Source organism: Pseudomonas violetae, assembly GCF_023072615.1.
Classification (GTDB): Bacteria; Pseudomonadota; Gammaproteobacteria; order Pseudomonadales; family Pseudomonadaceae; genus Aquipseudomonas; species Aquipseudomonas violetae.
The window spans coordinates 162,942-188,192 of sequence record NZ_JAKNRW010000005.1; the positions used below are offsets into that span (position 1 = coordinate 162,942).

Here is a 25,251-nt window from a genome sequence, read left to right on the forward strand (position 1 = left end):
GTGAGCTCGCGCCAGGATTAGCGGCGTTGAGGGTGGAGGATGTACTTTTCGATGGCATGGGCTGCGCCGTCTTCGGTGTTGGGGCCCGTGACGACATTAGCCTGGCGCTTCACCGCCACGTGCGCCTGACCCATCGCGATCGACAACCCGGCCCGGTGAAACATTGCCGGGTCGTTGCCGCCATCGCCCAGCGCCGCCGTCTGCTCCAGTGGCACGCCGAGGAAATCGGCCAGTGTCGCCAGTGCCGCACCCTTGTTGGCCTGCATTGCCGTTACGTCCAGGTAAACCGGTTGCGAGCGCGAAACCTGCGCCTGACCTTGCACCTTTGGCAGTAACAGCGCTTCCAGTTCGATCAACAAATCAGTGTTGTTGCTGGTGGCGACGATCTTGTCGATGCGCTCCAGGTAAGGCTCGAAGCTGTCGACCACCACGGGCGGATAACCCAGCCCATGTTGCTCCCTGGGCACCATCGGTCCGTCTGGATCCTTGAGCAGCCAGTCACCGGCGCTGAACACCCAGATTTCAACGTCGGCGCGATCGGCAAACAGCGCCAACGCGGTCAGGGCTGCGGTCGCGGGCAAGTAATGGGCAACCAGAATGCTGCCGTCAGGATTGACCAAGGTGCCACCGTTGAATGCCGCGGTTGGCAGGTCGACGCCCAGCGCTTCGATCTGCTGCGCCATGGCTTTGGGTGGGCGCCCGGTGGCCAGGCTGAACAGGACTCCAGCGTCGCGCAAGGAACGAACGACCTCAATAGTGCGCTGGCTGAGACTGTGGTCAGGCAACAGCAAGGTGCCGTCCATGTCGCTGAGCAGAAAGCGGATCGGCCCTCGCGTCATTTTACTCATCCGAGACTGTGCCAGACGCGACCGTCGCGAGTCAGCAAATCTTCGCCTGCCTGCGGACCGTCTTCACCGGCGGCATACCCCTCAACGCTGGCGTCCTGCTGCCAAGCGTCGAGGAATGGTTGCACAGCGCGCCAGCCGTTCTCGATATTGTCGGCGCGCTGGAACAGTGTCTGGTCGCCAGTGAGACAGTCATAGATCAGCGTCTCATAGCCGGTGGACGGCTGCATTTGAAAATAGTCCTTGTAGGCAAAGCCCAGCTCGATATTGGCCATCTTCAGGGCTGGCCCAGGACGCTTGGCCAACAGGTCAAACCACATGCCTTCATTGGGCTGAATCTGGATGCGCAGATAAGTCGGTTGCAGCTCATCGACTTCGGTGTCACGAAACTGCGCATAGGGCGCCGGCTTGAAGCAGATGACGATTTCCGTGTCCCGTACGCTCATGCGCTTGCCAGTGCGCAAATAGAACGGCACGCCGACCCAGCGCCAGTTTTCGATCATCACCTTGAGCGCGACGTAGGTTTCGGTAGTGCTGTCGGGCGCTACGTTGCCTTCCTGGCGATAACCGGGCAATGCCTTGCCGGCGACTTCGCTAGCCGTGTACTGGCCACGTACTGAGTTGGCCCGGGCCTCTTCCACCGACCAGGGTCGAATTGCACCGACGACCTTGGCCTTCTCGCCGCGGACCGCGTCGGCGCCAAAAGCGGCCGGTGGTTCCATGGCGACCATCGCCAACAGCTGGAACAGGTGGTTGGGTACCATGTCGCGCAAAGCGCCGGTGTGCTCGTAAAAGCTGCCCCGGGTTTCCACGCCGACGGTCTCGGCTGCGGTGATCTGCACATGGTCGATGTAGTGGTTGTTCCAGAAGGCTTCGAACAGGCTGTTGGAAAACCGGCTGATCAGGATGTTCTGTACGGTTTCCTTGCCCAGGTAGTGATCGATCCGGTAGATCTGGTTTTCCGACATCACCTTGAGCAGGCACGCGTTCAAGGCTTGTGCGGTATGCAGGTCGGAGCCAAAGGGCTTTTCGATCACCACGCGGCGAAAGGCCTCGGGGGTTTCTTCGAGCAGCTTCGCGGCGCCTAGTCGGCTCACCACTTCGCTGAAGAAACGTGGCGCGGTGGCCAGGTAGAACACCGCATTGCCGGTGCCGCTGTCAGCGATTTTCGCCGCCAGGGCTGAATAGGTGCTGTCGTCCAGAAAGTCGCCCTGGACGTAGCTGATACCTTTGGCGAGTGTGGCCCACAACGCCGGATCAAGGGCGTCATCGCCCTTGCCAACCTTGCTCATTGCTTGCGCTCGGATGAAATCCTCGAGCTTCTGTGCAAAGGCTTCGTCGCTGATGGCATTGTGGTCAACGCCGATGATCCGCAATCCATCGCCCAGCAATCCATCGCGACTCAGGTTGTATAGCGCGGGCATTAGCAGGCGCTTGACCAGGTCACCATGGGCACCAAACAGGAACAGCGTAGTGGGTGGTGCCGGTTCAGCCTTGGATTTATTGCGGATCAGGCCGGTCATTTTTTCGAGGCCTCTACATGGCCACCGAAGCCGAAGCGCTGTGCCGAAAGAATTTTGTCGCCAAATGTGCCCTGCCCGCGTGAGCGGTAGCGGGAGAACAGCGAGTTCGACAGCACGGGGACCGGTACCGACTGCTCCATGGCCGCTTCGATGGTCCAGCGACCTTCGCCGCTGTCGGCCACAGAGCCGGAGTAACCGTCGAGTTTCGGATCGCTGGCCAGCGCGTCTGCGGTCAGGTCGAGCAACCAGGACGAGACCACGCTGCCGCGGCGCCAAACTTCGGCGATGTCGGCGACGTTGAGTTCGAAGCGCTGGTCTTCAGGCAGGTTTTCGCTGGCCTTGGTCTTAAGAATGTCGAAACCTTCGGCAAAGGCCTGCATCATTCCGTACTCGATGCCGTTGTGGATCATTTTCACGAAGTGTCCGGAGCCTGCTGGACCGGCGTGAATGTAACCACGCTCGGCGCGGTCGTCATCGGACTTGCGGTCCTTGGTGCGCGGGATGTCACCGATACCGGGCGCCAGGCTTTCGAACAGTGGGTCCAGGCGTCTGACCACCTCGGCTTCACCGCCGATCATCATGCAGTAACCGCGCTCCAGGCCCCAGACACCGCCGGAAGTACCCACGTCGATGTAATGCAGGCCTTTTTCCGAGAGGTTCTTGGCCCGACGAATGTCGTCTTTATAGAAGGTATTGCCGCCGTCGATGATGGTGTCGCCGACTTCGAGCAGGGTGCTCAGGGTGTCGATGGTGTCTTCGGTCGGCGCGCCAGCCGGCAGCATGACCCAGACGGCACGCGGCTTGGCCAGGCCTGCCACGAGGGCCGCCAGGTCAATGACACCCTTCGCGCCTTCTGCGGCCAGGGTGTCGACAAAAGCGGTATTGCGGTCGTAGACAACGGTGGAATGCCCGTTGAGCATCAGGCGCCGCGCAATATTACCGCCCATGCGGCCCAGTCCAATAATCCCGAGTTGCATGTGCTGATGCTCCTTACTGCAAATTGATGTGTGTCAAAGGGTATAGCCCAACGCAGCCTGTTCAGTTTAGTCAGACAGGTCGGCATGAAGTTTCCGTGCATTGTGCCCGATCCCGACTGATAACGTCGGGAATCGTCGCGAAGACACGCCGACCATGAAAAATAAAAAAGTTCCCTTCGACGGCAAAAGAAATCAAAATTGCAGCCGATAGTGAATTAGCGTCTGCCATAGGATGCAGGTTCACAGTTGAAACAACCATTTGCGAGGTGAGCAATGGGCACAGTACAAGCAGCACGGCCAGCACAAACTCTCTACGTCACGATTCGTCGTGATGAACTGCGCCAGCTCAAAGAAGAACGCGACCTGCTCAAGCAGGAGCTGGCGCAATTGCGCCAACTGACCCAAGGTCACCCGCCACAGCCACAGCCCCTGCCTGTGACACAACGCGCCCCCCACGCCTGACCCCCCTCGCCCGCCGCTTTAGGAGCGAGCTAGATTGCGAAAACACTGAGGGCACCGCGGGGTATCAGATCCCCCGCGTTCTCGCTGACGACCCTCGGCGGAACGCCGCACGGAGCCAGGCCACTCCTAAAACTCACGAAGTTTTCACATCCGTTAATGGATACTCGCGCGCCATTGTGGCCGCTCGATATGCGCGCCGCGCCGGTTCGTCTTCCAGTTTCTACTGGCGACTGTCGATGATTTTTTAGGCTGGAGCGCTGAATGGCTTTGTTCAAACGCAGCAACACGACTGCGAAAGGGTTTGACTGGGCCGGGCTTGCCTGGCTGTTTATGTTCTTCTGGTACTTCTCCGGCATCACCCAACTGCTGATCCAGCTGACCGGTACCTCGGGCTTCACCGGCTTTCGCCAGGCCTTCATCATGAGCGCGGTCTGGCTCGCGCCCATGCTGGTCTTTCCGCGACAGACCCGCGTGCTCGCCGCTTGTATCGGCGTGGTGCTGTGGGCTTGCTCAATGGCCAGCCTGGGCTACTTCTTCATCTATCAGCAGGAATTTTCCCAGAGCGTCATCTTCATTATGTTCGAATCGAACATCTCTGAAGCTGGCGAGTACATGACCCAATATTTCGCCTGGTGGATGGTCGCGGCATTTCTTGCCCACACGCTGTTTGCCTACTACTTGTGGACTCGCTTGCGTCCGGTGTACCTGCCGCGCGGCCGAGCCTTTGTGGCGGCAACGGCAATCCTGATAGCAGTGGTCGGTTATCCGCTGGTCAAGCAGACCCTGCGCACCGGCAGCCTGACCGATGGCTTCGAGAAATTCGAAACCCGCATCGAACCTGCGGTGCCATGGCAGATGGCTGTGGCTTATCACCGCTACGTCGACACACTCGCCGGCATGCAGGACATGCTGCACAGTGCGAGCAAGATCTCCCCGCTGAAAAACCTCAGCGACGCCTCGGCCAACCAGCCGGCGACCCTGGTACTGGTGATCGGCGAATCGACCAACCGCCAACGCATGAGCCTGTACGGCTATCCGCGCAATACCACCCCTGAACTGGACAAGCTCAAGGACCAGTTGTCGGTGTTCGACAACGTCATTACCCCGCGCCCCTACACCATTGAAGCGCTGCAACAGGTGCTGACATTCGCCGACGAAGAGAACCCGGCGCTTTACCTGTCGACTCCGTCGCTGGTCAGCATGATGAAACAGGCAGGCTACAAGACCTTCTGGATCACCAACCAGCAAACCATGACCAAGCGCAACACCATGCTGACGACCTTCTCAGAGCAGGCCGACGAACAGGTGTACCTGAACAACAATCGTAACCAGAACGCCGCCCAGTACGACGGCGACGTCATTGCGCCGTTCAACAAGGCCCTGGCTGACGCCGCACCGCGCAAGCTGATCGTGGTGCACCTGCTGGGCACGCACATGAGCTACCAGTACCGCTACCCATCAACCTTCGACAAGTTCAAGGACCGCCAGGGCATGCCGGCCGGCGTGCGTGACGATCAGGTGCCGACCTACAACAGTTACGACAACGCGGTCCTGTACAACGACTTCGTGGTATCGAGCCTGATCAAGGACTACGCGAAGACGGACCCGAATGGCTTCCTGCTGTACCTGTCCGACCATGGCGAAGACGTGTTCGACTCGCCGGGCCATAGCACCTTGGGTCGTAACGAAAGCAAGCCGACCGCGCCGATGTACACCATCCCATTCATGGCCTGGGCCTCGCCGAAATGGCGTGAATCCCATGACTGGAACTTTGCTGGCGACCTGAGCCGTCCTTACAGCAGTTCGCACCTGATCCACACTTGGGCGGACATGGCCGGCTTGAATTTCGATGAGCTGGATCGCAGCAAGAGCCTGGTCAGCGACAGCTTCAAGCCTCGGCCCTTGATGATCGGCAATCCCTATGAAAAACAGCAGCGGCCGTTGATCGACTTCAGCCTGATGAAACCCAAATCAGTGGAGGTTGTGCAGCACTAACACCGTAGCTGCCAACGCCAAAAGAATAATAATTATCGTTTACCGCTAAATATCGCCGCCCTCCTTCGTCTTTGAGCAAACGGAATTTTTCCTCAACGACAAGGAGTCGGCTGCGATGTTCGCGCCTATCACCCGTTCCATGACTTTAACCCTTGGCCTGTGCAGCGTTGCACTCAGCCCATACGTGCTCGCTGACACCGCCACTGAAAAGGCTCCGGTCGCCGGCGCCCTTGAGCTGGCCACCACCAGCGTCACCGCTCAGGGCCTGGGCAACAACACCGAGAACAGCCAGTCCTACACCACCGGCGCCATGAGCAGCGCTACTCGCCTGAACCTGTCGATCAAGGAAACCCCGCAGTCGGTTTCCGTGGTCACGCGCCAGCAAATGGACGATTTCAAACTCACTTCGCTATCCGAAGCCATGCGCCAGACCACCGGCATTGTGGTGCAGCACAATGACTCGGACAGGGTCAATTATTCCTCCCGCGGCTACTCGATCAACAACTTCCAGGTTGACGGGATGCTGAACACCTTCAGTTATATGAAGTCCGACTCCGACACAATCATCTACGACCGCATCGAAGTCGTGCGCGGCGCCACCGGCCTGACTACGGGCGCTGGCGATCCATCCGCCACCATCAACATGGTGCGCAAACGCCCCACTGCGCAATGGGAGGCCAAGACCGGCGTCAGCGCCGGCAGCTATGACAATTACTACAGTTACGTGGACGTAGGCGGGCCGCTGGCCTTTGACGGGCGACTGCGCGGCCGCAGCGTGCTGGCTTACCGTGACAGCGACTCGTTCCGCGACAAATACTAGCAGCAACGGGAAGTCGGTTACGGTGTACTGGAGGCCGACCTGACTGATGACACCACGCTGGCGGTGGGTTATGACTACCAGAATAAACACGTGCAGGGCACTTCCTGGGGCACGGTGCCCTACTGGAATGCCGACGGCAGCAAAGCCAACCTCGGCCGTTCAACCAACATGGCGACGTCCTGGAGTTCCTGGCCGATCAAGGACCAGACCGCCTTCGCCAATCTGGACCATCAACTGGGCGCTGGCTGGCACCTCAAGGCAGCGTACACCCACCGCGAGAGCGACACCGACGGCAAGATCTACTACGCCGGTGGCGGCTTCCCCGAACCTGATCGTAGCGGCATGATCGCCAACGTCAGCCACATGATCGGCACACAGAAGATGAAAGCCTATGATTTCAACATCTCCGGCCCTTATATGCTGCTGGGACGCGAACATGAACTGATGATCGGTTATGGCGAAGCCGAGCGTAGCGAGAAAAATCCCTACACCGTCGACGGCCCCCTGGTTTCGGACTACGCCAACGTGCCGGACTGGAAGTACATGGGCAACATTGGCAAATTCACCGACACCGTCACCAGCCTTACCGGATCAAGCGGCAGTACTGAGCAGAAAGCCGGTTATCTTGCGACCCGCCTGAGCTTGACTGACGAGTTGCACGCCGTACTCGGCAGCCGATACGGCAACTGGACATCGTCAAGCACCACCAACAGCTATGACGCCAATGAGGTGCTGAGCGGCACTGAAGTGACCAAACAGCAACACAACGACATGTGGACGCCTTACGCCGGTCTGCTCTACGACATCACCCCGCAGTACACCGCATACGTCAGCTACACCGACATCTTCAAGCCACAAACCAATCGCGATGCCAACCGCAAGTACCTCGAACCGGTGGTGGGCAGCAACTATGAACTGGGGGTCAAGGGCAGCCTGCTTCAGGATCGGCTCAACCTCGCTACTGCGTTGTTCTGGAGTGATCAGGATAACGTCGCCGAGCTCGACGATTCGGTGCCACCGGATCCGGTGACCGGAGAGGAGTTCTACAAGGCCAATGGCAAAGGGACCAAGGTCCGGGGTTTCGAAGCCGAACTGTCAGGCGAAGTGATGCGCGACTGGAACATGACCGCCGGTTACACCTATACCCACTCGGTCAATGGTGAAAAGAATCGCACCAATACCACCGCGCCACTGAACATCTTCCGCCTGTCCACTGCCTATCAGCTTCCAGGGGACTGGCATGCGCTGACCGTGGGCGGCGCGCTTAACTGGCAAAGCGAGATCTACCGCGCCGCGAGTCGGCCGGTGGGGCGCAACGCCGCAGGTAATGTCATCACCCAGCGTACGAGCATTCGGCAGGACGCCTATACCCTGGTCAACCTGATGTCACGCTACGCGTTCGACCAGCATCTGTCGGCCTCGCTAAACGTGAATAACCTGTTCGACAAGAAGTATTACGAAAACGTCGGCTTCTACAACGGCAACTACTGGGGCGACCCACGCACAGTGACCCTGAGCCTGGATTGGAAGATTTAGATGCTGTTAATTCTCAACTAACGGAATCGTCGGATACTGCCCTTTCGACATTGCTTCATGGACGAAAGGGCACCCGAAACCTGTAATGGGAGGCACTCCATGAAATGTACGGAAGATCAGACCGCACAAATGACGGAGCACTACAAACAATCACGAACTTGAGGCTGTGTCGCGGGAGCCTGCTCCCCCGCCACGCCTGATTCAGGTTTACAGCGCCTTTGTCCAAAACAACATGCGACCGTGGGCCGGATCGAACATTCCCGCAGCAAATCCGAATTTGCCATAGGACGCCTGGGCAACGGCATTGCCCTCCAGGACCTCCAGGGTGATCTTGCAGCAGCCACGCTGGCGGGCGATATCCTCGACCTTTTGCAGCATCCTCTGGCTCAACCCCAAACCGCGAAATTTCTTCACCACGGCGACGTCGTGCACATTGACCAGCGGCTTGCAGGCAAATGTCGAAAACCCTTCAAAGCAATTGACCAGACCGGCCGGTTCACCGTCGACGAAAGCGAGCACACTGAACGCGTTTGGCCGCTTGGCCAGTTCTCCCGGGACTTGCTCCAGCACATCGGCTGGCAGGGCATGCCCGCCACCCATTGGGTCTTCGGCATAGTGGTTCAACACCACGCTGATGGCCTCGGCATGCAGTGCATTGGTGTAGCTGGCCTGTAGTACAAGAATTGCTGCGGATTCCATTTCCATCCTCGATCACACGTGAAGTTGCTGCAGCTGAATCTACCAAGGGTGATCGCAAATCAAAAGGACTGCAACGCCGTGCAGGTGCAGTTGCCATTCAATGCCCCCAGATCAACGCCTCGGTCCACCCCAGTTCGGCAAAGTCCTCAGCGCGTAAACCGGCCTCCCCCGCGCAGAAAAACTCGTCCAGCTGCGGCGGCTCAACCGAGGTAGCGCTGAGCATTGAATGGACTTGCCCGCGATGGTGAATCTGATGTTCGAACAAGTGCGAAAGCATGCGCAAACGGCTGTCATGCTGCGGCGTTTCACGGGCAATGGTGACGATCTTGCCCAGATCGCCATCACGCATCTGCTCGCAATAGGCGATCAGCCTACGGTCCACCAGCGCTTGTTCACGTTGAAGCTCGGCCGTCGTCGCACAGGGGGCATGCCCCCTGAAGAACACCTGGCAATCGGGATGCGGATCATCGCTGCGCAACTCGCGCTCTAGCGCATCCACATAGAACCAGTCGCAGGTCAGAATGTGGTTCAACGTTGCCGTCAGACTCGGGAAGAAGCTGACCCGTGGTGCCGCCAATTCGCCCGGGCTCAGACGGCCCCAGGCTTTGGCGAGCCGGTAATTGGCCCAGGCGTTTTGATAAGCCATGGTCAGCAGATGATGCGACAGCGTTTGAGACATGGCCTCGCCTCCCGGTTGTCAAACCTCGGCAAAACGTTGCAACTGCATTTCCTGTAGCCGACTGAATGTGCGGCGGAATGGGAATTGCAAATAACCCTCAGTGTAAAGCGCAGCCATGGATACCTGCGCCTCGAGATACAGCGGCACCTTGCGGTCGTAGCACTCATCGACCAGCGCGATGAATCGACGCACGCCGTCATCATGCACCGACAACTGCGGTAACTCGCGGTCACCAGCGGCCACTCGCACGACCCCATCTTCAGTGCCCCGGGCAATGCGTCCGGTACGCTTTTGCGCACTGAGGTTCGGCAATTCACTCAATACAATAGCCTTGAAGGTATCGCATAGGACCATGAAATCCATCGCAGCGAAGGGTTGCTCGCACAGGTCGGCGTACCGACACCAGAGGACACTCTTACTGGCCTGTACCACCTTCAGCAGACGGTGACCGACCGCGATCGGCTCGCTGGAGATCGACTGACCGAGGGTCAAAGCCCTGAACACTTCGTGCAGGGCACTGGACTTGCCAGGCTCTGCCACCCAGTAGCGCTGCAGCCCTGTACCGGGGTGCAAGCGGTGATCTTCAGCGCCATCCACTGCGATCACCTGCATATGCTGTTTGATCGCCTTGATGGCGGGCACGAACCGGTCGCGGTTGAAACCGTCGGCATACAGGTCGTCCGGGGGCAGATTGGAAGTGCACACCACGACCACGCCCTGCTCGAACATTACCTGAAACAAACGCCCGAGGATGATCGCGTCGCCAATGTCATTGACGAACAGCTCATCAAAGCACAGCACCCGAACTTCTTCGGCGAGTTCCCGGGCCAGGGTTTTCAGCGGGTCCGCAGTACCGGTCAGTTGAAAGGAACGTTGGTGCACCCAGCCCATGAAATGATGGAAATGCTGACGCCGGGCCGGGATTCGCAGGCTCTGATAGAACTGATCCATCAGCCAGGTCTTGCCGCGCCCCACAGGGCCCCACAGGTAAACCCCGGTCACGGGCGCGCGATCCTCGTGCAAGGCCTCGAAGCATTTCTGCAGGGCCCACACGGCGTGTTCCTGGGCTTCGTCCTGAACGAAGCCGTTTTGTGCGATAGCCTGCTGCCAGGCGCTGAGCGGCGAGTCGATGGTCATGCGCGCCAGTATGCCATGGGCGCTCAGGCGCTAGCTGCAGGCCAACACAAAAATGCCTTGACGCAAAACGGCCCGGCTCGGTCTGCTGGCGCAACTCGCGCGGTCAGAGGTGCCCCGGTGCGGCGATCGCGAGCAAGTCGGCGCCTACAACGCGCCGACGACTTTATGCCTGGCCGCATAGAGGCAAAGCATTTCCATCGCCAATGTCGCCGCAGCCAGTGAAGTGATCTCCGCGCTGTCGTAGGCCGGAGCGACTTCGACCACGTCCATCCCCACCAGGTTGATTCCGCGCAAGCCGCCGAGAATTTCCAGCGCCTGAACCGTGCTCAAGCCACCGCATACGGGGGTGCCGGTGCCAGGTGCGAATGCCGGGTCCAGGCAGTCGATATCGAACGTCAGGTACACCGGGTTATCCCCCACCCGGGCGCGGATGGCCTCGACAATCGACTCGCAACCGCGTCGGTGTACCTGGCGTGCATCCAGTATGGCAAAGCCCATGGCATCGTCATTGGTCGTTCGCAAACCGATCTGCACCGAGCGCGACGGCTCAACCAGGCCTTCCCGGGCCGCATGCCAGAACATCGTGCCATGGTCGACACGCTGGCCCTCTTCGTCCGGCCAGGTGTCGCTGTGGGCGTCGAAATGGATCAGCGACAGCGGGCCATGTTTACGCGCATGGGCCTTGAGCAGCGGATAGGTGACGAAATGATCTCCACCGAAGGTCAACATCGCGCTGCCCGCCGCGAGAATACGCTCTGCGTGGGCCTCAATGCTTTGCGGTATCGAGTGCGGCACGCCGTAGTCGAAGGCGCAATCACCGAAGTCGACCACCGCCAGATGGTCGAATGGATCGAACGCCCAAGGCCAGTGGCGTTCCCAGGCGATCCCGGCAGACGCTGCACGAATGCCTCGCGGACCGAAACGAGCGCCGGGGCGATTGCTGGTCGCGGTATCGAACGGCACCCCGCTGACTGCCACGTCGACTCCCCGCAGATCGCGGCTGTAGCGACGACGCATGAAACTGGTGATACCGGCGTAGGTGCTTTCTGCGGCGGTGCCGTACAGGCTGTCGCGGGTCATGGCCTGATCGTTCGACAATGGAGCGTCCATCTCGTATTCCTTGTTTTGACGTCTACGGAGTGACGCCAGAATGCGCGATCGAATACATTGGACAAATATCAAGTTTGTTGTCCTGACATTATCAAGGAGTAATGTTTGATGCTTGGCCAACTCCACGACCTCGACCTGCATCTATTGCGTCTGTTTGTGCGCGTGGTCGAGTGCGGTGGTTTCAGCGCCGCCCAGGGCGAATTGGGCTTGAGCCAGTCGAGCATCAGCCAGCACATGGCCAAGCTTGAGACCCGGCTGGGCTATCGGTTATGCAGCCGTGGCAAGGGCGGATTTAAGGTCACGCCCAAGGGCCAGGAACTGCTCGGCGCGATACGCAGCCTGTTCGAGTCGATCGAAACCTTCCGCCATCAATCCAATGGCGTGGCAGGGCGTTTGATTGGTGAAGTGCGAGTCGGGTTGTCCGAAGCGCTCGATCAATCGGTGCTGCAACGGGTGGCGGAGGCGATACGGCGCTTTCGCGAACGCGACGAGTCGGTGCGCATCGAACTGATCAGTGCGATGCCCGGCGAAATGGAAAGACTGCTGCTGCAACAGCGCCTTGACCTTGCCATCGGCTACTTCTCCCTGGCGCAACGCGCGTTTGACTACCGTGAGTTGTTCAGGGAAGCCCAGCAGCTGTACTGCGCCTCGGGCCATCCATTGTTCAGTGCCGATGCACCGGTCGACCAAGCGCTACAGGCCAGTGATCGCGTGGACCACCCCTACCGTTTCCTGCGTAGCGATGAACCCTTCCTAGGCACGCGCTGTTCGGCGCGCTCAGAGCAAGTGGAAGGCACGCTCGCATTCATTCTTTCGGGCAGGCACATCGGTTATCTACCCTGCCACTACGCCCGAAGCTGGGAGGACAAAGGCTTGTTGCGCGCGGTGCAGCAGGACGGAATGAGTTTCGACGTGGCGTTTCAGCTCGCCCGCCATCGCGCGCAGTTGCCGGGGGATGCGCAAAAGGCGTTCGAAGAGGATCTGCTGGCAGCGTTCAAGCCCTGGAATTGATGTTCCTGTCACTGGGGGGCAGCAGGTTTTCTGTAACCCTTGGTTACTGTTTCTCGAGCTTTCTGGCATCCTGCGCCTCCATTTTCTGACCCGGCCCGCCTTTCGGCACGAACATCACCATGACCGCCTCTGAAAAAGCCCCTGCTATGCGCAACAACGACCTGATCTATGGCCTCAACGATCGCCCCCATCTCACCGCCACCGTCTTCGCCGCCTTGCAGCACGTACTGGCGAGTTTTGTCGGCATCATCACCCCCACCCTGATCATGGGCAGCGCCCTGGGCCTGCAAAGCGAAGTGCCCTACCTGATCAGCATGGCGCTGTTCGTTTCCGGGCTGGGCACGTTCGTCCAGGCTCGACGCTTCGGGCCGATCGGTTCCGGGTTGTTGTGCCTGCAAGGCACCAGCTTCTCCTTCATCAGCGTGATTCTCAGCGCAGGTTTCATGGTCAAGGCCCGCGGCGGCGGCACTGATGAAATCCTTTCGACGATCTTCGGTGTGTGCTTTTTCGCGGCCTTCATCGAAGTGGTCTTGAGCCAGTTCATTGGCAAACTGCGGATGCTGATCACTCCGGTCGTCACCGGCACCATCATCACACTCATGGGCCTGTCGCTGATAAAGGTCGCGATGACCGATATCGCTGGCGGTTTCGGTGCTACCGATCTGGGTGGCGCCCATCACCTGGCGCTTGCCGCATTGGTGCTGGGGACTATCGTGGTGCTGAACCGGGTCGACGTGCCATTCCTGCGCCTGGGTGCCATCGTCATCGGCCTGACCCTTGGCTACTTCGTGGCCTGGCTGATGGGTGACGTCAGTTTCTCAAGCATGCCCGACGTGCCCTTGATGAGCGTGCCGGTGCCGTTCAAATATGGTTTCAATTTCGACTGGGTCGCGTTTATCCCGGTGGCCGTGATCTTCCTGGTGTCGCCGCTGGAAGCGGCAGGGGACCTTACGGCCAACTCGATGATTTCCCGGCAACCGGTCAAGGGGCCGATCTACATCCGGCGGATCAAGTCCGGCCTACTCGCCGACGGACTCAACTCGGCCATGGCCGCCGTGTTCAACAGCATGCCCATGGTGACCTTCGCCCAGAACAACGGGGTGATTCAGCTGACAGGCGTGGCCAGCCGCTACGTGGCGTTTTTCATTGCCGGCCTGCTGGTAGTGCTGGGGCTGTTCCCGATGATCGGCGCGGTGTTGCAATTAATGCCCAAACCGGTGCTCGGCGGCGCTGAGTTGGTGATGTTTGGAACCGTGGCGGTGGCCGGTATCAAGATCCTCGCGGAGGCCGGCCTGCACCGACGCAATATGCTGATCGTGGCGATTTCCCTGGGCATGGGCCTGGGCGTTGCGGCAGTTCCCCAAGTGTTGCGCGAGTTGCCCTTGGCGCTGCACAACATCTTTGAATCGCCGATCACTGTCGGCGCGTTGTGCGCTATCGTGCTGAACATCTTCCTGCCCGAAGAATTTATCGAACTGGAGGAAGACGATTTTGACCCGGAAGCCTCGATCCTCCAGGTCATGGAAAACCCTGATGTTGCGGCCAAGGGTGAACCGGCAACCGTCGCGGCGGTCGCACAGTTAAACCGCTGACACGACTTGAGGGCTGAGCCGGCGGCGGTTCAGTCCTTTACCTGAAGAGAGCCTGTCCATGCGTAGTATTCACGCCGTTATCCTGTCCTTGCTGATGCTCTCCCTGAGCGCCTGCGCCCTCTTCCCCAATCGCGACCCGGTCAATATCAACGTGGTGGGTATCGAGCCCCTGCAGGGCCAGGACATGGAAGTGCGTTTTGCGGTGAAAATCCGTGTACAGAACCCCAACGAGAGTCCCATTGACTACAACGGCGTGGCCCTGGACCTTGAGGTCAATGGCCAGCCGCTCGCCTCGGGCGTGAGCGATCAGACGGGCTCGATCCCACGCTTTTCGGAAACCGTGCTGACCGTACCCGTCAGCGTTTCGGCGTTCTCGGTATTGCGCCAGACCCTGGGGCTCAGCCAGACGCAGACACTGAACAACCTGCCCTACGTGCTGCGTGGAAAACTCGCCGCAGGCTTGTTCGGCACCATGCGTTTCGTCGATAGTGGCAAGCTCAGTTTGCCGGGGACGACGTCCGGCACCTGGTAACGTTGACTCAGCGGCCTCGCGAGCGTGAACAGTTCGTAAAGCCAGGCTGCAGCCTACTTGGCAGCCATCAGCCGATTGACTTCACTGCGCACCATGTTGGCAAATTCCGGGGGTGACATGGCGTCGAGTTCGGAGCGGACCCATTCGGACCATTTACCTTTGCGTTTGGCGCGCTCGCCAAACAACCGTGCGGCCTCGCCCTTGGCTTTGCCCAGGTTGCTTTGCCAGAGGTCGAACAGACGGGATTTTTCATCTTCTAGCGCGGCGCGCTCGGAAAGGGGTTTGTCGGCCAGATTGAAGCTCATGGGGTTTACCTGCTGTGTAAATTGGCGACATCTTACACCCTGGTAGGAAATGTCCTGCGCTGGATTTTCGCGCGCATCCCATCTTCCCGCTAAATCCCTGCAACTTTTCCTACCGCTCTACACTCCATTGTTCACTGTCTATCCATCAGCAAGGAGTACTTCAATGGCCCGGAAAACTGCCGCGCAAATTGCCGAAGATCAAATCAAGGATCAAGCGTTCAGCGATCTGCAAGCATTGATCGAAGAGTCGGAAAAACTGCTCAAGAGCAGCGCGTCACTGGTCGGCGAAGAGGCGGAAACCCTTCGCGGGCAGGTCGCCCAGAAACTGCAGCAGGCCATGGATTCGGTCAACAGCGTGCGGGATCGGACCAAGCCTGCCGTTGAAGCCACAGAGAGCTACATCGGGGGCCATCCATGGCAAACCGTGGCGATCTCTGCTGGCTTTGGCCTGGTAGTGGGACTGCTACTCGGTCGCCGCTGATTCAACAGCAACCTTTGCAGCGGCTGGCGCTGCCAGCTGCTTGGGCTCTTGAACACAGGCAGGTTCAGCCCCCTGCCAGTGCTCGCAGATTGTCTAATGTCTGCGCATCCAGCTCGATACCTCCAGCCGCTGACTTTGCCCGCTGCTGATGGCGGCGGTCTCCCGGTAAACGTTTAAGCCCTGCACCATGCATCTGCCGCACCAGCTCCTCGCTGCGCTCGGCAAAACTCTGCCCTGCCGCCTTGCTGGGGTCGATCACAATCAGCAGTTGCCCGGTCCACGGCGTCTTGGCCCCCGGGTGATTCGACCAATCGAACTCGAAAGAAAAATTCCCACCCGTCAGCGCCGCCGCCAACAACTCCACCATCATCGACAGGGCCGAGCCCTTGTGCCCACCAAATGGCAGAAGCGCGCCGCCCTCAAGTATGGCCTTGGGGTCCTCAGTCGGCTGTCCAAGGCTATCCACCCCCATGCCCGTTGCCAGACGCTCACCCTTGCGCGCCGCGATCTGCACGTCACCATGGGCAATCGCGCTGGTGGCCAGGTCGAAAACGATAGGATCACTGGCGGCGCGAGGCGCGGCAAAAGCAATCGGGTTGGTGCCGAACAGCGGTCGGTCGGCGCCATGCGGTACTACGCACGTCATGCTGTTGACCACGCTCAGTGCCACCAGCCCTTCGTAGGCAAACGGTTCGACATCCGGCCATAACGCGGCGAAATGATGGGAGTTGCGGATAGCCAGCACCGCGATGCCTGCACTGCGAGCCTTTTCCACCAGCAAAGCACGCGCTGCTGCCAACGCTGGCTGGGCAAACCCATTGCCGGCGTCGACTCGAACGAAACCCGAGGCCACGTCTTCGACCAGCGGAATCGCCTGACCATTGACCCAACCACTTTGCAGGGTCGACACATAGCCGGGTATGCGGAATACCCCATGGCTGTGCGCGCCGTCCCGTTCGGCTCCCGCGCAGTTGAGGGCCAGGGTTCGGGCGACGTCAGCGCTGGTGCCATGGCGCAGGAAGATTTTTTCGAGCAACTGGGTCAATTCATCAAAAGACAGGTTTTGCGAAGCCTTCGCAGGGGCAAGGTCGTGTGGCGCGGACATCTGAAGCTCCAGATTAATTATTGGAGGGGGCAACAGCGTGTGATGAGAAACAAACCGATTAAACAACGAGCGCCGGATGGGCTGTCAATCTTTCAACTGGGCGGCGTTCAGCCCGGCCAATGTAACCGACCCGGCGTCGAGTTTCGCGATAAGTATTTATCACCCGTAGAGGGTAGCCAGCACTCTGGTTTGAAGTCTTATTAAGAAGGGTCGGTCCTGGTCAGCAGCGATCTGAGCTCTTTGGTCGCCTCGCCCCCGGTAGGAGCTGCCGAGCGAAGCGAGGTTGCGATTTTTTGATCTTAAGATCCATCGCCCCTCCCGCTCACTGATCCGCGCCACGCGACAGTGCGGAATCGCTGTCGATGGCCTGGGTTACTTTCACGGCGCGGTTGAAGCCCACCACCCCAAGCGCGAGGAATATCACGCCTTGCCGACATAGCCTCGACAAATTTTCTACATTTGAGCCTTCATGATTTGCCAATCTCGTACGTCTTATTGAATGAGAGCACCCACAATTACCCGGACAAAGCTCGGAAAGGAGTTTTTTGCATGTATAACGCGCAACTGCCAACGGACGGTAGCACTGCACCAATGGGAACCTCCATTGGCTCCGGCGTTTTCGATCAGCGTACCGATCGCCATCGCAACGAACGCATCAGGTGCCTGCTCAAGAGCTTTGGCCTGCGCACCAGCCTGATCCGCCTGAAAGTCATCGACGCCCTGCTGAGCGCTGCCGAGCAGGAGCGCACCCTCGGCGTGCGGGGACTACACAGCCAGCTGCTGGACCTGGATATTCCCCTGTCCTTTCTCAGCGTGCGCGAAGTGTTGAAACGCTTGTGTAACGAAGGTGTCGTCACTCTCAACGCGGACAAGAGCTACAGCCTCACCCCCCAGGCATTCGCCGCATTGCGCGGCGAATAATCATCCGATGTTGCGTCGTTCAGGGCTTTACCTTGCGACGCATCACGCCGTTGATCACGACCACCAGCACCGCCACGCCAATAGCAATGTACTGGAACGTTTTCTCGCCGATGACGCCGGTGTTCTGCAGGTACGACAGGCCGAACATGATCGCCAGTACTACAAGAGAGATCAGAATCGAGTATTTCAAACGTTGCGACTGGGTCATGGGGCATTCCTGGTCTTGAAGAGTTGTCCGCCTGCCTGGGCCGCGGCAAAACGGGTCGGCATATTACAGGACTCGGTTACAACCGGCACCGATGGTTTGCTTCGCATCTGTCCCTCATCCTTCCTTCAGCGTTGATCTACCATGATCCTGGCGCTGCATTTTGTAGTACTTCGAAACACTCCTTGAATGCCTGGCCGCCGAAACTGGTCAGAATGCATGTTTTCGACCGTCATTCGAAACGAGATACCCTATGCGAACCCACCTGCGACTGGCTGCCTTGGGCGCCCTGTTCATTTCTTCCCTGGCCCAGGCCGCTGACCTCATCCCGATCGAGGTCCATCGCGACGCCAACTGTGGCTGCTGCAAAAAATGGATCAGCCACCTGGAAGCTAACGGCTTCAAGGTCGAGGACCACGTTGAAGCCGACATGAACGCTTTCAAGCTAAAACACGGTGTACCGCCGCGTCTGGCGTCGTGCCATACCGGGCTGATCAACGGCAAATTTGTCGAAGGCCATGTACCGGCCGAGCAGGTCATGGCATTGAGCAAGCGCGACGACCTGCTGGGTGTTGCTGCCCCAGGCATGCCCATGGGCTCGCCGGGGATGGAAATGGACGGTATGAGCGACGCCTACCAGGTGATCGGCCTGAACAAGGATGGCGTCGACGTGGTGGTGGCGGACTATCCGGCCAAGTGATTGCTGGCGCTTACCTGGGGCTGTTCCTCGCTGCCTTCGGCGCCGCCACGTTGCTGCCACTGCAATCGGAAGCCGTGCTGGTGGGTTTGCTGCTCAGTGGCAAGTACTGGCTCTGGTCACTGCTGGCGGTGGCAACCCTGGGAAATGTGCTGGGGTCATTGGTCAACTGGTGGCTGGGCCGTGGCATTGAGCGCTTTCGTGATAGACGCTGGTTCCCGGTCAGCCCCAGGCACCTGGAAAAAGCCCGTACGCATTACCAGCGTTATGGGCATTGGTCGCTGCTGCTCAGTTGGCTGCCAATCATCGGCGACCCGCTGACCCTGGTGGCGGGTGTGATGCGTGAACCACTGGGGCGGTTCCTGCTGATCGTCACCCTCGCCAAGGGCGCCCGTTATGGTGTGCTAGCCGTGGCGACCCAAGGCTGGGTCGGTTGAACGATTGGACTTGTGCATTGCCTGTTTACTATTGCCCTCATGAGGCCGTCCCAGGATCGGTCGATTTTCAAGGAGTTAACCCATGCCCCTCGCCTTTTTCCGCTGGCTGCCCGGTCTGCTGCTGAGCGCTGCGTTGCCCACCGTTGCCTACGCCGACGGACCGGAATACGGCCCGCAGCTACAGGGCTTCGAGTACCCCTACACGGTGAAACATTTCGCCTTTGAATCCCAGGGAGAATCCCTGCAGATGGGCTACATGGACGTCGCTGCCGAAGGTAAGGCCAACGGTCGCAGCGTGGTGCTGATGCACGGCAAGAACTTCTGCGGCGCGACCTGGGACACATCGATCAAGGCGCTGAGCAAAGCCGGATACCGGGTCATCGCCCCGGACCAGATCGGCTTTTGCACCTCCAGCAAGCCTGCGCATTATCAGTACAGTTTCCAACAACTGGCGACCAATACCCAGCAATTGCTCAAGGCCCTGGGCGTCCAGAAGGCCACCCTGCTGGGGCATTCCACCGGTGGCATGCTCGCCACCCGCTATGCGCTGCAATACCCCGAACAGGTCGATCAACTGGCCATGGTCAACCCCATTGGCCTTGAGGACTGGAAAGCCCTTGGCGTGCCCTATCGCACTGTTGACCAATGGTATGAGCGGGAGCTGAAAGTGACCGCGCAAGGCATCCGCAACTACGAACGCAGCACTTACTATGACGGGCGCTGGAAGCCCGAATACGACCGCTGGGTGGACATGTACGCCGGCCTGGCCAAAGGGCCGGGCAAGACCCAGGTGGCTTGGAACTCGGCGCGGATCTACGACATGATCTTCACCCAGCCGGTGTACTACGAGTTCAAGGACCTGAAGATGCCCACTCTGTTGCTGATCGGCACGTCCGACACAACGGCCATCGGCAAGGACATCGCTCCGCCCGAGGTCAAGTCGAAAATCGGCCATTACGAAGTGCTGGGCAAACAAGTGGCCAAACTGATTCCACAGTCGACCCTGGTGGAATTCCCCGGCATGGGCCATGCACCGCAAATGGAAGAGCCGGAAAAATTTCACCAGGCCCTGCTCGCCTGGTTGAGCAAGACCAACCCCGTTCCTTGATGAGGTAAGGCCAATGGCTGTGCAGATTGCGGTGCTCGATGACTGGCAGAATGTGGCGCGCGACGTGGTGGACTGGTCAGTGCTGGACGCGATTGGGCAAGTGAGTTTCCTGCACGACTTCCCGGCCGATAACGCCACCATCGCCGAGCGCCTGCAGGCATTCCAGGTAATCTGCGTGATGCAAGCACGCCACGCCGGAGTTGACCTGGGCGCTGATCATGGCCGCCACGCGCAATCTGCTCGCCGTAGCCAGCGCTCTGCGAGCCGGCCAGTGGCAACAAGGCCTGAGCAGCGACTTGCACGGCAAGACCCTGGGCATTCTTGGCCTCGGCAGCCGCGGGCTGGTGGACGAGTCGGCACTGATCGAGGCGTTGCAAAAACAGCGATTAGGCGGCGCGGCACTGGATGTATTCGAACAGGAACCTTTGCCGCCCCATCATCCCTTTCAGAACCCTCGACAACGTGTTGGCAACACCGCATGTAGGGTACGTGAGCCGGCAGAACTACCAGCTGTTCTTTTCGCAGATGATTGAAGACATCCAGGTTTGGTCGGCGGGAGCACCGATCCGGCTGCTGACCTGATCGGCAGTCAAGCAGAACTTCACCACTTGGGCTTTGCTTACAATGGACCGCTGCAAAGAATTGAACATTTGCCGGCGCGGCGATGTTCTATAGGTATCCCCCCTGAGGATTGGCTCATGAATACTCGTCTCGCCTGGTGCTCCCCACTGCTGCTGGCCGTCGCGCTCTCCAGCCCACTTGCCTTCGCCAACGGTGACGAAGAGGAAGAACCGGCCAAGCCCAATTGTCCCAAGGGCCAGGTCTGGGACAGCAAACAGCAAAAATGTCTGATGCAGGACAGCAGCCTGCTGCCTGACGCCGATCGCACCACTTACGCCTATCGCCTGGCCAAGGACGGTCGCTACGAAGAGGCCCTGGCGTTGCTCGACACGCTGAAACAACCCAACACCGCCAAGGCACTGAACTATCGCGGCTACGCCACGCGCAAACTCGGGCGCACCGACGAAGGCATCGGCTATTACCTGCAGGCGGTCAAACTCGACCCGCAGTACGCGCAGGTCCGCGAATATCTCGGTGAAGCCTATGTGATCAAAGGGCGACTGGACCTAGCCCAGGAACAGTTGCAGCAGATCAAGTCCATCTGCGGCAATATCCGATGCGAGGAATATCAGGACTTGGCAGAAGCGATCAACGATTCCTCGAAAACCTGAGGCGGCGTCGGGCCCGCAGGCTGTAGCTTCACCAAGTCCTGGGCCCTGGCGGGTTCGCCTGAAGGCTCGCTGATCAGCGTGTACCTGACCTCGTCGCCGACTTCAAAGCAGGCAGCCTCCTGCAGCGTGGGCAGTCGTATCGCCCATCTCGACGTACGATCGGCGCAGGTGACCATCGCAAATTTCAGGGCGCAGTCCGCGACCCTGACCTGCCTGATTGCTGTGATGGTTCCAGTGGCATGTCTTATTGTTATGGACGCTCCCACATCATCTCTCCCTTGCACTTGAAGACATTGAAGCCCTCAGCCCTTGGGAGTGACAACTGTCAAGGGTGACAGTTATGCCGCTATCAGACCTGGATTGCCGTACCGTTCGTCCATCTCAGGTCGGGCTGGCCAACCATAATCTGAACCTGGCACCGCCCAGGGGCGAAGCCTCCACCGTCAGTGTCCCGCCTTGAGCCTCCAGGGCGCGACGGCTGATGGCCAAGCCCAGGCCGAAACCGCCCGTGGCCCGGTCGCGACTGCGATCAAGCCGGTAGAAAGGTTCGAAAATCCGCTCTCGCTCGTCATCGGGAATCCCGATCCCGTCGTCATCCACCCAGATCTCGCAGCCGTGGGCCAGCACCTGCACGCTGACCTGAATGCGTTTCTCGCAGTAGCGCATGGCGTTGCGCAGGAGGTTCTGCAGCGCCCGCGCAGTGAGGCGCGGGTCGAGGCTGAAGCGCTCGAGTTGGCCATGGAGCCACACGTCGATCACGATGTCCGGCGATTCCAGTTCTTCATCGACACTGCCCAACACGCTGTCGATGAATTCATCCAGTGAGACCTCGACCTGCTCCGGCAGCCGTACAGGGTTTTGCAGGCGGCTGTAGGACAACAATTCAAGCACCAGTTCATCCAGCTCGCGAATGTGCGCCACCAAGCCTTGCAGGCGTTCGCGACTGGTCGCTGGCAAGTCATCGGAGAGTGCCAGAGCCAGGCCGAAATCCAGGCGGGTCAGAGGCGTGCGTAACTCATGGGAGACTGCGTTAAGCAGGTCCCGTTGCTGATTTAGCAGGCTTTCGATATCACTCGCCATGGTGTCGAACACGTGCGCCAGGCTGCCGATATTTGAGCGCGGCGAAATCTTTGTGCGCTCAGTCAGTTGGCCCTTGCCAAAACGTTCAGCGGTGCCCTTGAGGCGCTCCAGATCGCGCCAGTGCGCACGTAGCCACAGCAACAGGCAAGCGAGCATGGTCGCGCCAATCAGCAGGTTGATGCTCCAGTACAACAGGTTAACGTCCAGCGGGTCCGGCGGCACCACCATCTTGACCACGGTTTGCTCGTTCAGCGGCGCTACCGCCAGGGTGCGCCAGCCCCAGTCACCGATGCGCACGACCTTCTCGCCCCGTTGCAGGCGCTCCCTTTCCGCCGGGGTGAAATCGACGTCGTCGATGCCTGCCAACACGATGTGCAGCGGTTCGAATTCCTTGTCCATCTGCTCGGCCAGGCCCGGCCACTGCTCCTGCGGCACGCCATGAAACTGCTTGACGATCAGGCTTTGCAAGCCGCGGGAATAGTCAAGGTTGTAGTTGACGAAGCGCTCGTGGAATAGCTTGATCACCACGTCAGGGACCAGGTAAATCGCCGCGCTGTAGGAAACGATGGTCACCAGGTACAAGCGGAACAGGAGTCTGAACATAGGCTCAGCATTCCCACTCGGAGCGGCTGAACAGGTAACCCTTGCCCCACACCGTCTTGATCTTGCGCGCCTCTGCGGCGGTGTCGTCGAACTTGCGCCGCAGTTTGGAAATCGCCACGTCCACCGAACGGTCGGTGCCGTTGAACTCGATGCCCCGCAGGCGTTGCAGGATCTGGTCCCGGCTCAACACTTCGCCCGCGTGCCGGGCCAGCACCACCAGCAGGTTGTACTCACCGCTGGACAACTCCACCAACTGCCCACGCCAGGTGACGGTGCGCTCGGACAGGTCGATGCACAGGTTGCCCATGAGAATCCGGTCGTTGGCTGTCTGCGGCTCGCCGAGGCTGCTGCGACGCAACAAGGTGCGCACCCTGGCCAGCAGCACCCGGGGCTCGCAGGGCTTGGTGACGTAATCGTCGGCGCCCATTTCCAGGCCCAGGACCTGATCGTGGCTGTCGTCGCGGGCGGTGAGCATCAGGATCGGCAAGGTCGCCGAGTCGGTGCGCAGCAGGCGGCAAACCTGCAAGCCATCGAGCCCCGGCAGCATCAGGTCGAGGATGACCAGGTCCGGCGGATTGAGTCGCGCACGTTCGCGCACATGATCGCCGCGGCCTATCACGCTGACGGAGTAGCCGTTGCGTTCCAGGTAGCTGGCAATCAGCTCGGCGAGGGCAGTGTCGTCTTCGACCAGGAGGATGTTGGGCATGGGTGTTTCCAGAAAGTACGGTGACGCCTGCCGGATTGCTGTCGCGGGCAAGCCTTGCTCACACAGCGATGCTCGTTGGACACAAATCCTGTGTACACCACAGATCCACTGTGGGAGCGGGCTTGCTCGCGAAGGCGGCATAACAGGCGCAATAGGTATCAAGGCATGCAGGATATACGCCCTCACCCACCCTTGAGTAAAACCCTTACACAATTTCACACGGCACGTACAAAGCTTCACCGCTACTCTCGCCACCTCCCCGTAGGATGCCGGGGGTCATTATTGGGGTATTACATGTCGAAGAATCTGCTGGCCAGACTCAGTCTGATTGCACTGGCGCTGACGCTGGGCGCGTGTGACAAGTCGTCGATCGCCGAAGAAGCGGCACCGCTGGCCACCGTGCGCATCGAAACCATTGAGGCGCGACCACTGTCGATTACCAGCGAACTAAGCGGACGAATTGCCGCGCCGCGCATGGCTGAAGTCCGCGCCCGGGTGCCTGGCGTGGTCCTGCAGCGCACCTTCCGCGAAGGCAGCGACGTCAAGCAGGGGGACGTGCTGTTTCGCATTGACCCGGCCCCCTTCAAGGCCGACCTGGACAGCGCCGAAGCTGCGCTGCGCAAGGCCGAGGCCAACGCATTCCAGGCGCGCCTGCAGGAACAGCGCTACGCCCAACTGGTGGAAGGCAACGCCATCAGCGGCCAGGATTACGACAATGCCCGGGCTGCGGTTCGGCAAACCGCCGCCGATGTCGCCGGCAACAAGGCCGCCGTCGAACGGGCCAGGCTCAATCTTGGCTATGCCACCGTCACCGCGCCAATTTCCGGTCGCATCGGGCGTGCCCTGGTAACGGAGGGCGCACTGGTCGGGCAAAATGAAACCACGCCCCTGGCGTTGATCCAGCAACTCAACCCGATCCATGCCGACCTGACTCAATCGACCCGCGAGCTCAACGACCTGCGCCGCGCGTTCCGCTCCGGCCAATTGCAGCAGGTGGGTCAGGGCCAGGCCAAGGCCACGCTGATCCAGGACGACGGCAGCCTCTACCCGCTGCCGGGCAAACTGTTGTTCACCGACATAACGGTCGACCCGGGCACCGGCCAGATCACCCTGCGCAGCGAATTCCCCAACCCGGACCTCGACTTGCTGCCCGGCAGTTTCGTGCGGGTGCGCCTGGAACAGGCGATCGACCAGCAGGGCATCAGCGTGCCGCAACGGGCCGTCCAGCGTGACAGCGCGGGGGTCGCCCAGGTGTTGCTGCTCGATGCCGAACAGCGGGTCGGCCAGCAGCCAGTTGACCTGGGTGCGGTGCAGAACGATCGCTGGATTGTCAGCGGTGGCCTTAAACCGGGCGACCGCATCGTCATCGAAGGCCTGCAGCACGCCCGTCCCGGCGAGAAAGTCCAGATCGACGACACCCCTCTTCCACTTGTCCAGGTTTCTGGCCAGTAAG

25 protein-coding genes and 3 pseudogenes are annotated in these 25,251 nt (G+C 59.8%); 15 read left to right on the forward strand and 13 right to left on the reverse strand.

The window, feature by feature from the left end:
* Positions 1 to 17 precede the first annotated feature (17 nt).
* From L9059_RS09465 to gnd, 3 genes are read right to left on the reverse strand one after another with little or no spacing between them, the layout of a single operon-like run.
* Entirely contained in the window at positions 18 to 848 is an 831-nt protein-coding gene (locus L9059_RS09465; RefSeq protein ID WP_247290301.1) for an HAD family hydrolase, read from the reverse strand.
* Positions 845 to 2,368, reverse strand: coding sequence for a glucose-6-phosphate dehydrogenase (gene zwf, locus L9059_RS09470; protein ID WP_247290303.1), 1,524 nt, complete (start codon positions 2,366 to 2,368; stop codon positions 845 to 847). Before zwf ends, L9059_RS09465 begins: the two co-directional genes overlap by 4 nt.
* Positions 2,365 to 3,345, reverse strand: coding sequence for a phosphogluconate dehydrogenase (NAD(+)-dependent, decarboxylating) (gene gnd / locus L9059_RS09475; RefSeq protein ID WP_247290305.1), 981 nt, complete (start codon positions 3,343 to 3,345; stop codon positions 2,365 to 2,367). The genes zwf and gnd overlap by 4 nt, the downstream gene beginning before the upstream one ends.
* 273 nt (positions 3,346 to 3,618) lie before the next feature.
* Here gnd and L9059_RS09480 point away from each other — a divergent pair, with 273 nt between their 5' ends.
* The 3 genes and pseudogenes from L9059_RS09480 to L9059_RS09490 all read left to right on the forward strand — a co-directional run bounded on the left by L9059_RS09480 (position 3,619) and on the right by L9059_RS09490 (position 8,158).
* Positions 3,619 to 3,807 carry a DUF6026 family protein gene (locus L9059_RS09480; RefSeq protein WP_247290307.1) on the forward strand — a complete coding sequence of 63 codons (189 nt, stop codon included), beginning with the start codon at positions 3,619 to 3,621 and terminating at the stop codon, positions 3,805 to 3,807.
* Positions 3,808 to 4,068: 261 nt separating this feature from the next.
* Complete coding sequence (locus tag L9059_RS09485; RefSeq protein WP_247290309.1) at positions 4,069 to 5,802, forward strand: phosphoethanolamine transferase CptA; 1,734 nt, start codon at positions 4,069 to 4,071, stop codon at positions 5,800 to 5,802.
* 115 nt (positions 5,803 to 5,917) lie between these two features.
* Positions 5,918 to 8,158: pseudogene (locus tag L9059_RS09490) on the forward strand (TonB-dependent siderophore receptor).
* A gap of 207 nt (positions 8,159 to 8,365) precedes the next feature.
* Here L9059_RS09490 and L9059_RS09495 read toward each other — a convergent pair.
* The 4 genes from L9059_RS09495 to speB all read right to left on the reverse strand — a co-directional run bounded on the left by L9059_RS09495 (position 8,366) and on the right by speB (position 11,783).
* A complete protein-coding gene (locus L9059_RS09495; RefSeq protein ID WP_247290311.1) occupies positions 8,366 to 8,857 on the reverse strand; it encodes a GNAT family N-acetyltransferase in 492 nt (163 codons plus the stop codon).
* Positions 8,858 to 8,954: 97 nt separating this feature from the next.
* The gene (locus tag L9059_RS09500; protein WP_247290313.1) at positions 8,955 to 9,536 is read right to left on the reverse strand and encodes a DinB family protein; all 582 of its coding nucleotides are present in this window, start codon (positions 9,534 to 9,536) and stop codon (positions 8,955 to 8,957) included.
* An 18-nt stretch (positions 9,537 to 9,554) separates the two neighbouring features.
* Positions 9,555 to 10,673, reverse strand: coding sequence for a cell division protein ZapE (gene zapE, locus L9059_RS09505; protein WP_247290316.1), 1,119 nt, complete (start codon positions 10,671 to 10,673; stop codon positions 9,555 to 9,557).
* A 144-nt stretch (positions 10,674 to 10,817) separates the two neighbouring features.
* On the reverse strand, positions 10,818 to 11,783 hold the full coding sequence (speB, locus tag L9059_RS09510) for an agmatinase (protein WP_247290317.1): 966 nt from the start codon (positions 11,781 to 11,783) through the stop codon (positions 10,818 to 10,820).
* Positions 11,784 to 11,891: 108 nt separating this feature from the next.
* Between speB and L9059_RS09515 the strand changes: the two genes are divergently transcribed.
* The 3 genes from L9059_RS09515 (at position 11,892) to L9059_RS09525 (ending at position 14,918) form a co-directional block, all read left to right on the forward strand.
* The gene (locus tag L9059_RS09515; protein ID WP_247290320.1) at positions 11,892 to 12,794 is read left to right on the forward strand and encodes a LysR family transcriptional regulator; all 903 of its coding nucleotides are present in this window, start codon (positions 11,892 to 11,894) and stop codon (positions 12,792 to 12,794) included.
* A 119-nt stretch (positions 12,795 to 12,913) separates the two neighbouring features.
* Positions 12,914 to 14,386, forward strand: a complete 1,473-nt coding sequence (locus L9059_RS09520; protein ID WP_247290322.1) for a nucleobase:cation symporter-2 family protein — start codon at positions 12,914 to 12,916, stop codon at positions 14,384 to 14,386.
* A 58-nt stretch (positions 14,387 to 14,444) separates the two neighbouring features.
* Complete coding sequence (locus L9059_RS09525) at positions 14,445 to 14,918, forward strand: LEA/WHy family protein (protein WP_247290324.1); 474 nt, start codon at positions 14,445 to 14,447, stop codon at positions 14,916 to 14,918.
* 53 nt (positions 14,919 to 14,971) lie between these two features.
* Here the strand turns inward: L9059_RS09525 and L9059_RS09530 are convergent, their stop codons facing one another.
* The gene (locus L9059_RS09530; protein ID WP_247290326.1) at positions 14,972 to 15,223 is read right to left on the reverse strand and encodes a hypothetical protein; all 252 of its coding nucleotides are present in this window, start codon (positions 15,221 to 15,223) and stop codon (positions 14,972 to 14,974) included.
* A gap of 163 nt (positions 15,224 to 15,386) precedes the next feature.
* Between L9059_RS09530 and L9059_RS09535 the strand changes: the two genes are divergently transcribed.
* Positions 15,387 to 15,704 (forward strand): ElaB/YgaM/YqjD family protein, encoded by a 318-nt coding sequence (locus tag L9059_RS09535; protein WP_247290328.1) that lies wholly within the window; start codon positions 15,387 to 15,389, stop codon positions 15,702 to 15,704.
* A gap of 64 nt (positions 15,705 to 15,768) precedes the next feature.
* On the opposite strand, the gene L9059_RS09540 is transcribed toward L9059_RS09535, so the two are convergent.
* Positions 15,769 to 16,809: an Ldh family oxidoreductase gene (locus L9059_RS09540; protein WP_247290330.1), complete on the reverse strand. Its 1,041-nt coding sequence runs from the start codon at positions 16,807 to 16,809 to the stop codon at positions 15,769 to 15,771.
* Between the two features lie 549 nt (positions 16,810 to 17,358).
* Between L9059_RS09540 and L9059_RS09545 the strand changes: the two genes are divergently transcribed.
* Positions 17,359 to 17,730: a fe2+ zn2+ uptake regulation protein gene (locus tag L9059_RS09545; RefSeq protein ID WP_247290332.1), complete on the forward strand. Its 372-nt coding sequence runs from the start codon at positions 17,359 to 17,361 to the stop codon at positions 17,728 to 17,730.
* A 19-nt stretch (positions 17,731 to 17,749) separates the two neighbouring features.
* On the opposite strand, the gene L9059_RS09550 is transcribed toward L9059_RS09545, so the two are convergent.
* On the reverse strand, positions 17,750 to 17,938 hold the full coding sequence (locus L9059_RS09550) for a hypothetical protein (RefSeq protein ID WP_045058337.1): 189 nt from the start codon (positions 17,936 to 17,938) through the stop codon (positions 17,750 to 17,752).
* A gap of 250 nt (positions 17,939 to 18,188) precedes the next feature.
* Between L9059_RS09550 and L9059_RS09555 the strand changes: the two genes are divergently transcribed.
* From L9059_RS09555 to L9059_RS09565, 3 genes are all read left to right on the forward strand, one after another.
* The gene (locus tag L9059_RS09555; protein ID WP_247290333.1) at positions 18,189 to 18,635 is read left to right on the forward strand and encodes a DUF411 domain-containing protein; all 447 of its coding nucleotides are present in this window, start codon (positions 18,189 to 18,191) and stop codon (positions 18,633 to 18,635) included.
* Positions 18,635 to 19,069 carry a YqaA family protein gene (locus tag L9059_RS09560; protein ID WP_247290561.1) on the forward strand — a complete coding sequence of 145 codons (435 nt, stop codon included), beginning with the start codon at positions 18,635 to 18,637 and terminating at the stop codon, positions 19,067 to 19,069. Before L9059_RS09555 ends, L9059_RS09560 begins: the two co-directional genes overlap by 1 nt.
* A gap of 82 nt (positions 19,070 to 19,151) precedes the next feature.
* Positions 19,152 to 20,177, forward strand: a complete 1,026-nt coding sequence (locus tag L9059_RS09565) for an alpha/beta fold hydrolase (RefSeq protein ID WP_247290335.1) — start codon at positions 19,152 to 19,154, stop codon at positions 20,175 to 20,177.
* 76 nt (positions 20,178 to 20,253) lie between these two features.
* Here L9059_RS09565 and L9059_RS30890 read toward each other — a convergent pair whose 3' ends face one another.
* Positions 20,254 to 20,397 (reverse strand): hypothetical protein, encoded by a 144-nt coding sequence (locus L9059_RS30890; protein WP_428480253.1) that lies wholly within the window; start codon positions 20,395 to 20,397, stop codon positions 20,254 to 20,256.
* On the opposite strand from L9059_RS30890, the pseudogene L9059_RS30895 reads away from it, so the two are divergent.
* From L9059_RS30895 to L9059_RS09575, 3 genes and pseudogenes are all read left to right on the forward strand, one after another.
* Positions 20,396 to 20,455 (forward strand): annotated as a pseudogene (locus L9059_RS30895) (hypothetical protein); the annotation flags it as partial. The gene L9059_RS30890 and the pseudogene L9059_RS30895 sit on opposite strands and share 2 nt — an antisense overlap.
* A gap of 60 nt (positions 20,456 to 20,515) precedes the next feature.
* A pseudogene (locus L9059_RS30900) lies at positions 20,516 to 20,599 on the forward strand (NAD(P)-dependent oxidoreductase); the annotation flags it as partial.
* Between the two features lie 276 nt (positions 20,600 to 20,875).
* Positions 20,876 to 21,409 carry a tetratricopeptide repeat protein gene (locus L9059_RS09575; protein ID WP_247290337.1) on the forward strand — a complete coding sequence of 178 codons (534 nt, stop codon included), beginning with the start codon at positions 20,876 to 20,878 and terminating at the stop codon, positions 21,407 to 21,409.
* A 381-nt stretch (positions 21,410 to 21,790) separates the two neighbouring features.
* Here L9059_RS09575 and L9059_RS09580 read toward each other — a convergent pair whose 3' ends face one another.
* Positions 21,791 to 23,092 carry an ATP-binding protein gene (locus tag L9059_RS09580; protein ID WP_247290339.1) on the reverse strand — a complete coding sequence of 434 codons (1,302 nt, stop codon included), beginning with the start codon at positions 23,090 to 23,092 and terminating at the stop codon, positions 21,791 to 21,793.
* Positions 23,093 to 23,096: 4 nt separating this feature from the next.
* Positions 23,097 to 23,798: a response regulator gene (locus L9059_RS09585; RefSeq protein WP_247290340.1), complete on the reverse strand. Its 702-nt coding sequence runs from the start codon at positions 23,796 to 23,798 to the stop codon at positions 23,097 to 23,099.
* Positions 23,799 to 24,092: 294 nt separating this feature from the next.
* Here L9059_RS09585 and L9059_RS09590 point away from each other — a divergent pair, with 294 nt between their 5' ends.
* Positions 24,093 to 25,250, forward strand: a complete 1,158-nt coding sequence (locus tag L9059_RS09590; RefSeq protein ID WP_247290342.1) for an efflux RND transporter periplasmic adaptor subunit — start codon at positions 24,093 to 24,095, stop codon at positions 25,248 to 25,250.
* Position 25,251 lies beyond the last annotated feature (1 nt).

Excerpts from the sequence above, each read along its gene's own strand:
- L9059_RS09530 (WP_247290326.1), bottom strand. The coding sequence starts at position 15,223 with ATGAGCTTCAATCTGGCCGACAAACCCCTTTCCGAGCGCGCCGCGCTA.
- speB (WP_247290317.1), bottom strand. The coding sequence starts at position 11,783 with ATGGACGCTCCATTGTCGAACGATCAGGCCATGACCCGCGACAGCCTG.
- L9059_RS09550 (WP_045058337.1), bottom strand. The coding sequence starts at position 17,938 with ATGACCCAGTCGCAACGTTTGAAATACTCGATTCTGATCTCTCTTGTA.
- L9059_RS09540 (WP_247290330.1), bottom strand. The coding sequence starts at position 16,809 with ATGTCCGCGCCACACGACCTTGCCCCTGCGAAGGCTTCGCAAAACCTG.
- L9059_RS09500 (WP_247290313.1), bottom strand. The coding sequence starts at position 9,536 with ATGTCTCAAACGCTGTCGCATCATCTGCTGACCATGGCTTATCAAAAC.
- gnd (WP_247290305.1), bottom strand. The coding sequence starts at position 3,345 with ATGCAACTCGGGATTATTGGACTGGGCCGCATGGGCGGTAATATTGCG.
- L9059_RS09495 (WP_247290311.1), bottom strand. The coding sequence starts at position 8,857 with ATGGAATCCGCAGCAATTCTTGTACTACAGGCCAGCTACACCAATGCA.
- L9059_RS09535 (WP_247290328.1), top strand. The coding sequence starts at position 15,387 with ATGGCCCGGAAAACTGCCGCGCAAATTGCCGAAGATCAAATCAAGGAT.
- L9059_RS09575 (WP_247290337.1), top strand. The coding sequence starts at position 20,876 with ATGAATACTCGTCTCGCCTGGTGCTCCCCACTGCTGCTGGCCGTCGCG.
- L9059_RS09520 (WP_247290322.1), top strand. The coding sequence starts at position 12,914 with ATGACCGCCTCTGAAAAAGCCCCTGCTATGCGCAACAACGACCTGATC.
- L9059_RS09585 (WP_247290340.1), bottom strand. The coding sequence starts at position 23,798 with ATGCCCAACATCCTCCTGGTCGAAGACGACACTGCCCTCGCCGAGCTG.
- L9059_RS09465 (WP_247290301.1), bottom strand. The coding sequence starts at position 848 with ATGAGTAAAATGACGCGAGGGCCGATCCGCTTTCTGCTCAGCGACATG.
- L9059_RS09555 (WP_247290333.1), top strand. The coding sequence starts at position 18,189 with ATGCGAACCCACCTGCGACTGGCTGCCTTGGGCGCCCTGTTCATTTCT.
- L9059_RS09545 (WP_247290332.1), top strand. The coding sequence starts at position 17,359 with ATGTATAACGCGCAACTGCCAACGGACGGTAGCACTGCACCAATGGGA.
- L9059_RS09480 (WP_247290307.1), top strand. The coding sequence starts at position 3,619 with ATGGGCACAGTACAAGCAGCACGGCCAGCACAAACTCTCTACGTCACG.
- L9059_RS09485 (WP_247290309.1), top strand. The coding sequence starts at position 4,069 with ATGGCTTTGTTCAAACGCAGCAACACGACTGCGAAAGGGTTTGACTGG.
- L9059_RS09580 (WP_247290339.1), bottom strand. The coding sequence starts at position 23,092 with ATGTTCAGACTCCTGTTCCGCTTGTACCTGGTGACCATCGTTTCCTAC.
- L9059_RS09525 (WP_247290324.1), top strand. The coding sequence starts at position 14,445 with ATGCGTAGTATTCACGCCGTTATCCTGTCCTTGCTGATGCTCTCCCTG.
- zwf (WP_247290303.1), bottom strand. The coding sequence starts at position 2,368 with ATGACCGGCCTGATCCGCAATAAATCCAAGGCTGAACCGGCACCACCC.
- L9059_RS30890 (WP_428480253.1), bottom strand. The coding sequence starts at position 20,397 with ATGATCAGCGCCCAGGTCAACTCCGGCGTGGCGTGCTTGCATCACGCA.
- L9059_RS09515 (WP_247290320.1), top strand. The coding sequence starts at position 11,892 with ATGCTTGGCCAACTCCACGACCTCGACCTGCATCTATTGCGTCTGTTT.
- L9059_RS09565 (WP_247290335.1), top strand. The coding sequence starts at position 19,152 with ATGCCCCTCGCCTTTTTCCGCTGGCTGCCCGGTCTGCTGCTGAGCGCT.
- L9059_RS09590 (WP_247290342.1), top strand. The coding sequence starts at position 24,093 with ATGTCGAAGAATCTGCTGGCCAGACTCAGTCTGATTGCACTGGCGCTG.
- zapE (WP_247290316.1), bottom strand. The coding sequence starts at position 10,673 with ATGACCATCGACTCGCCGCTCAGCGCCTGGCAGCAGGCTATCGCACAA.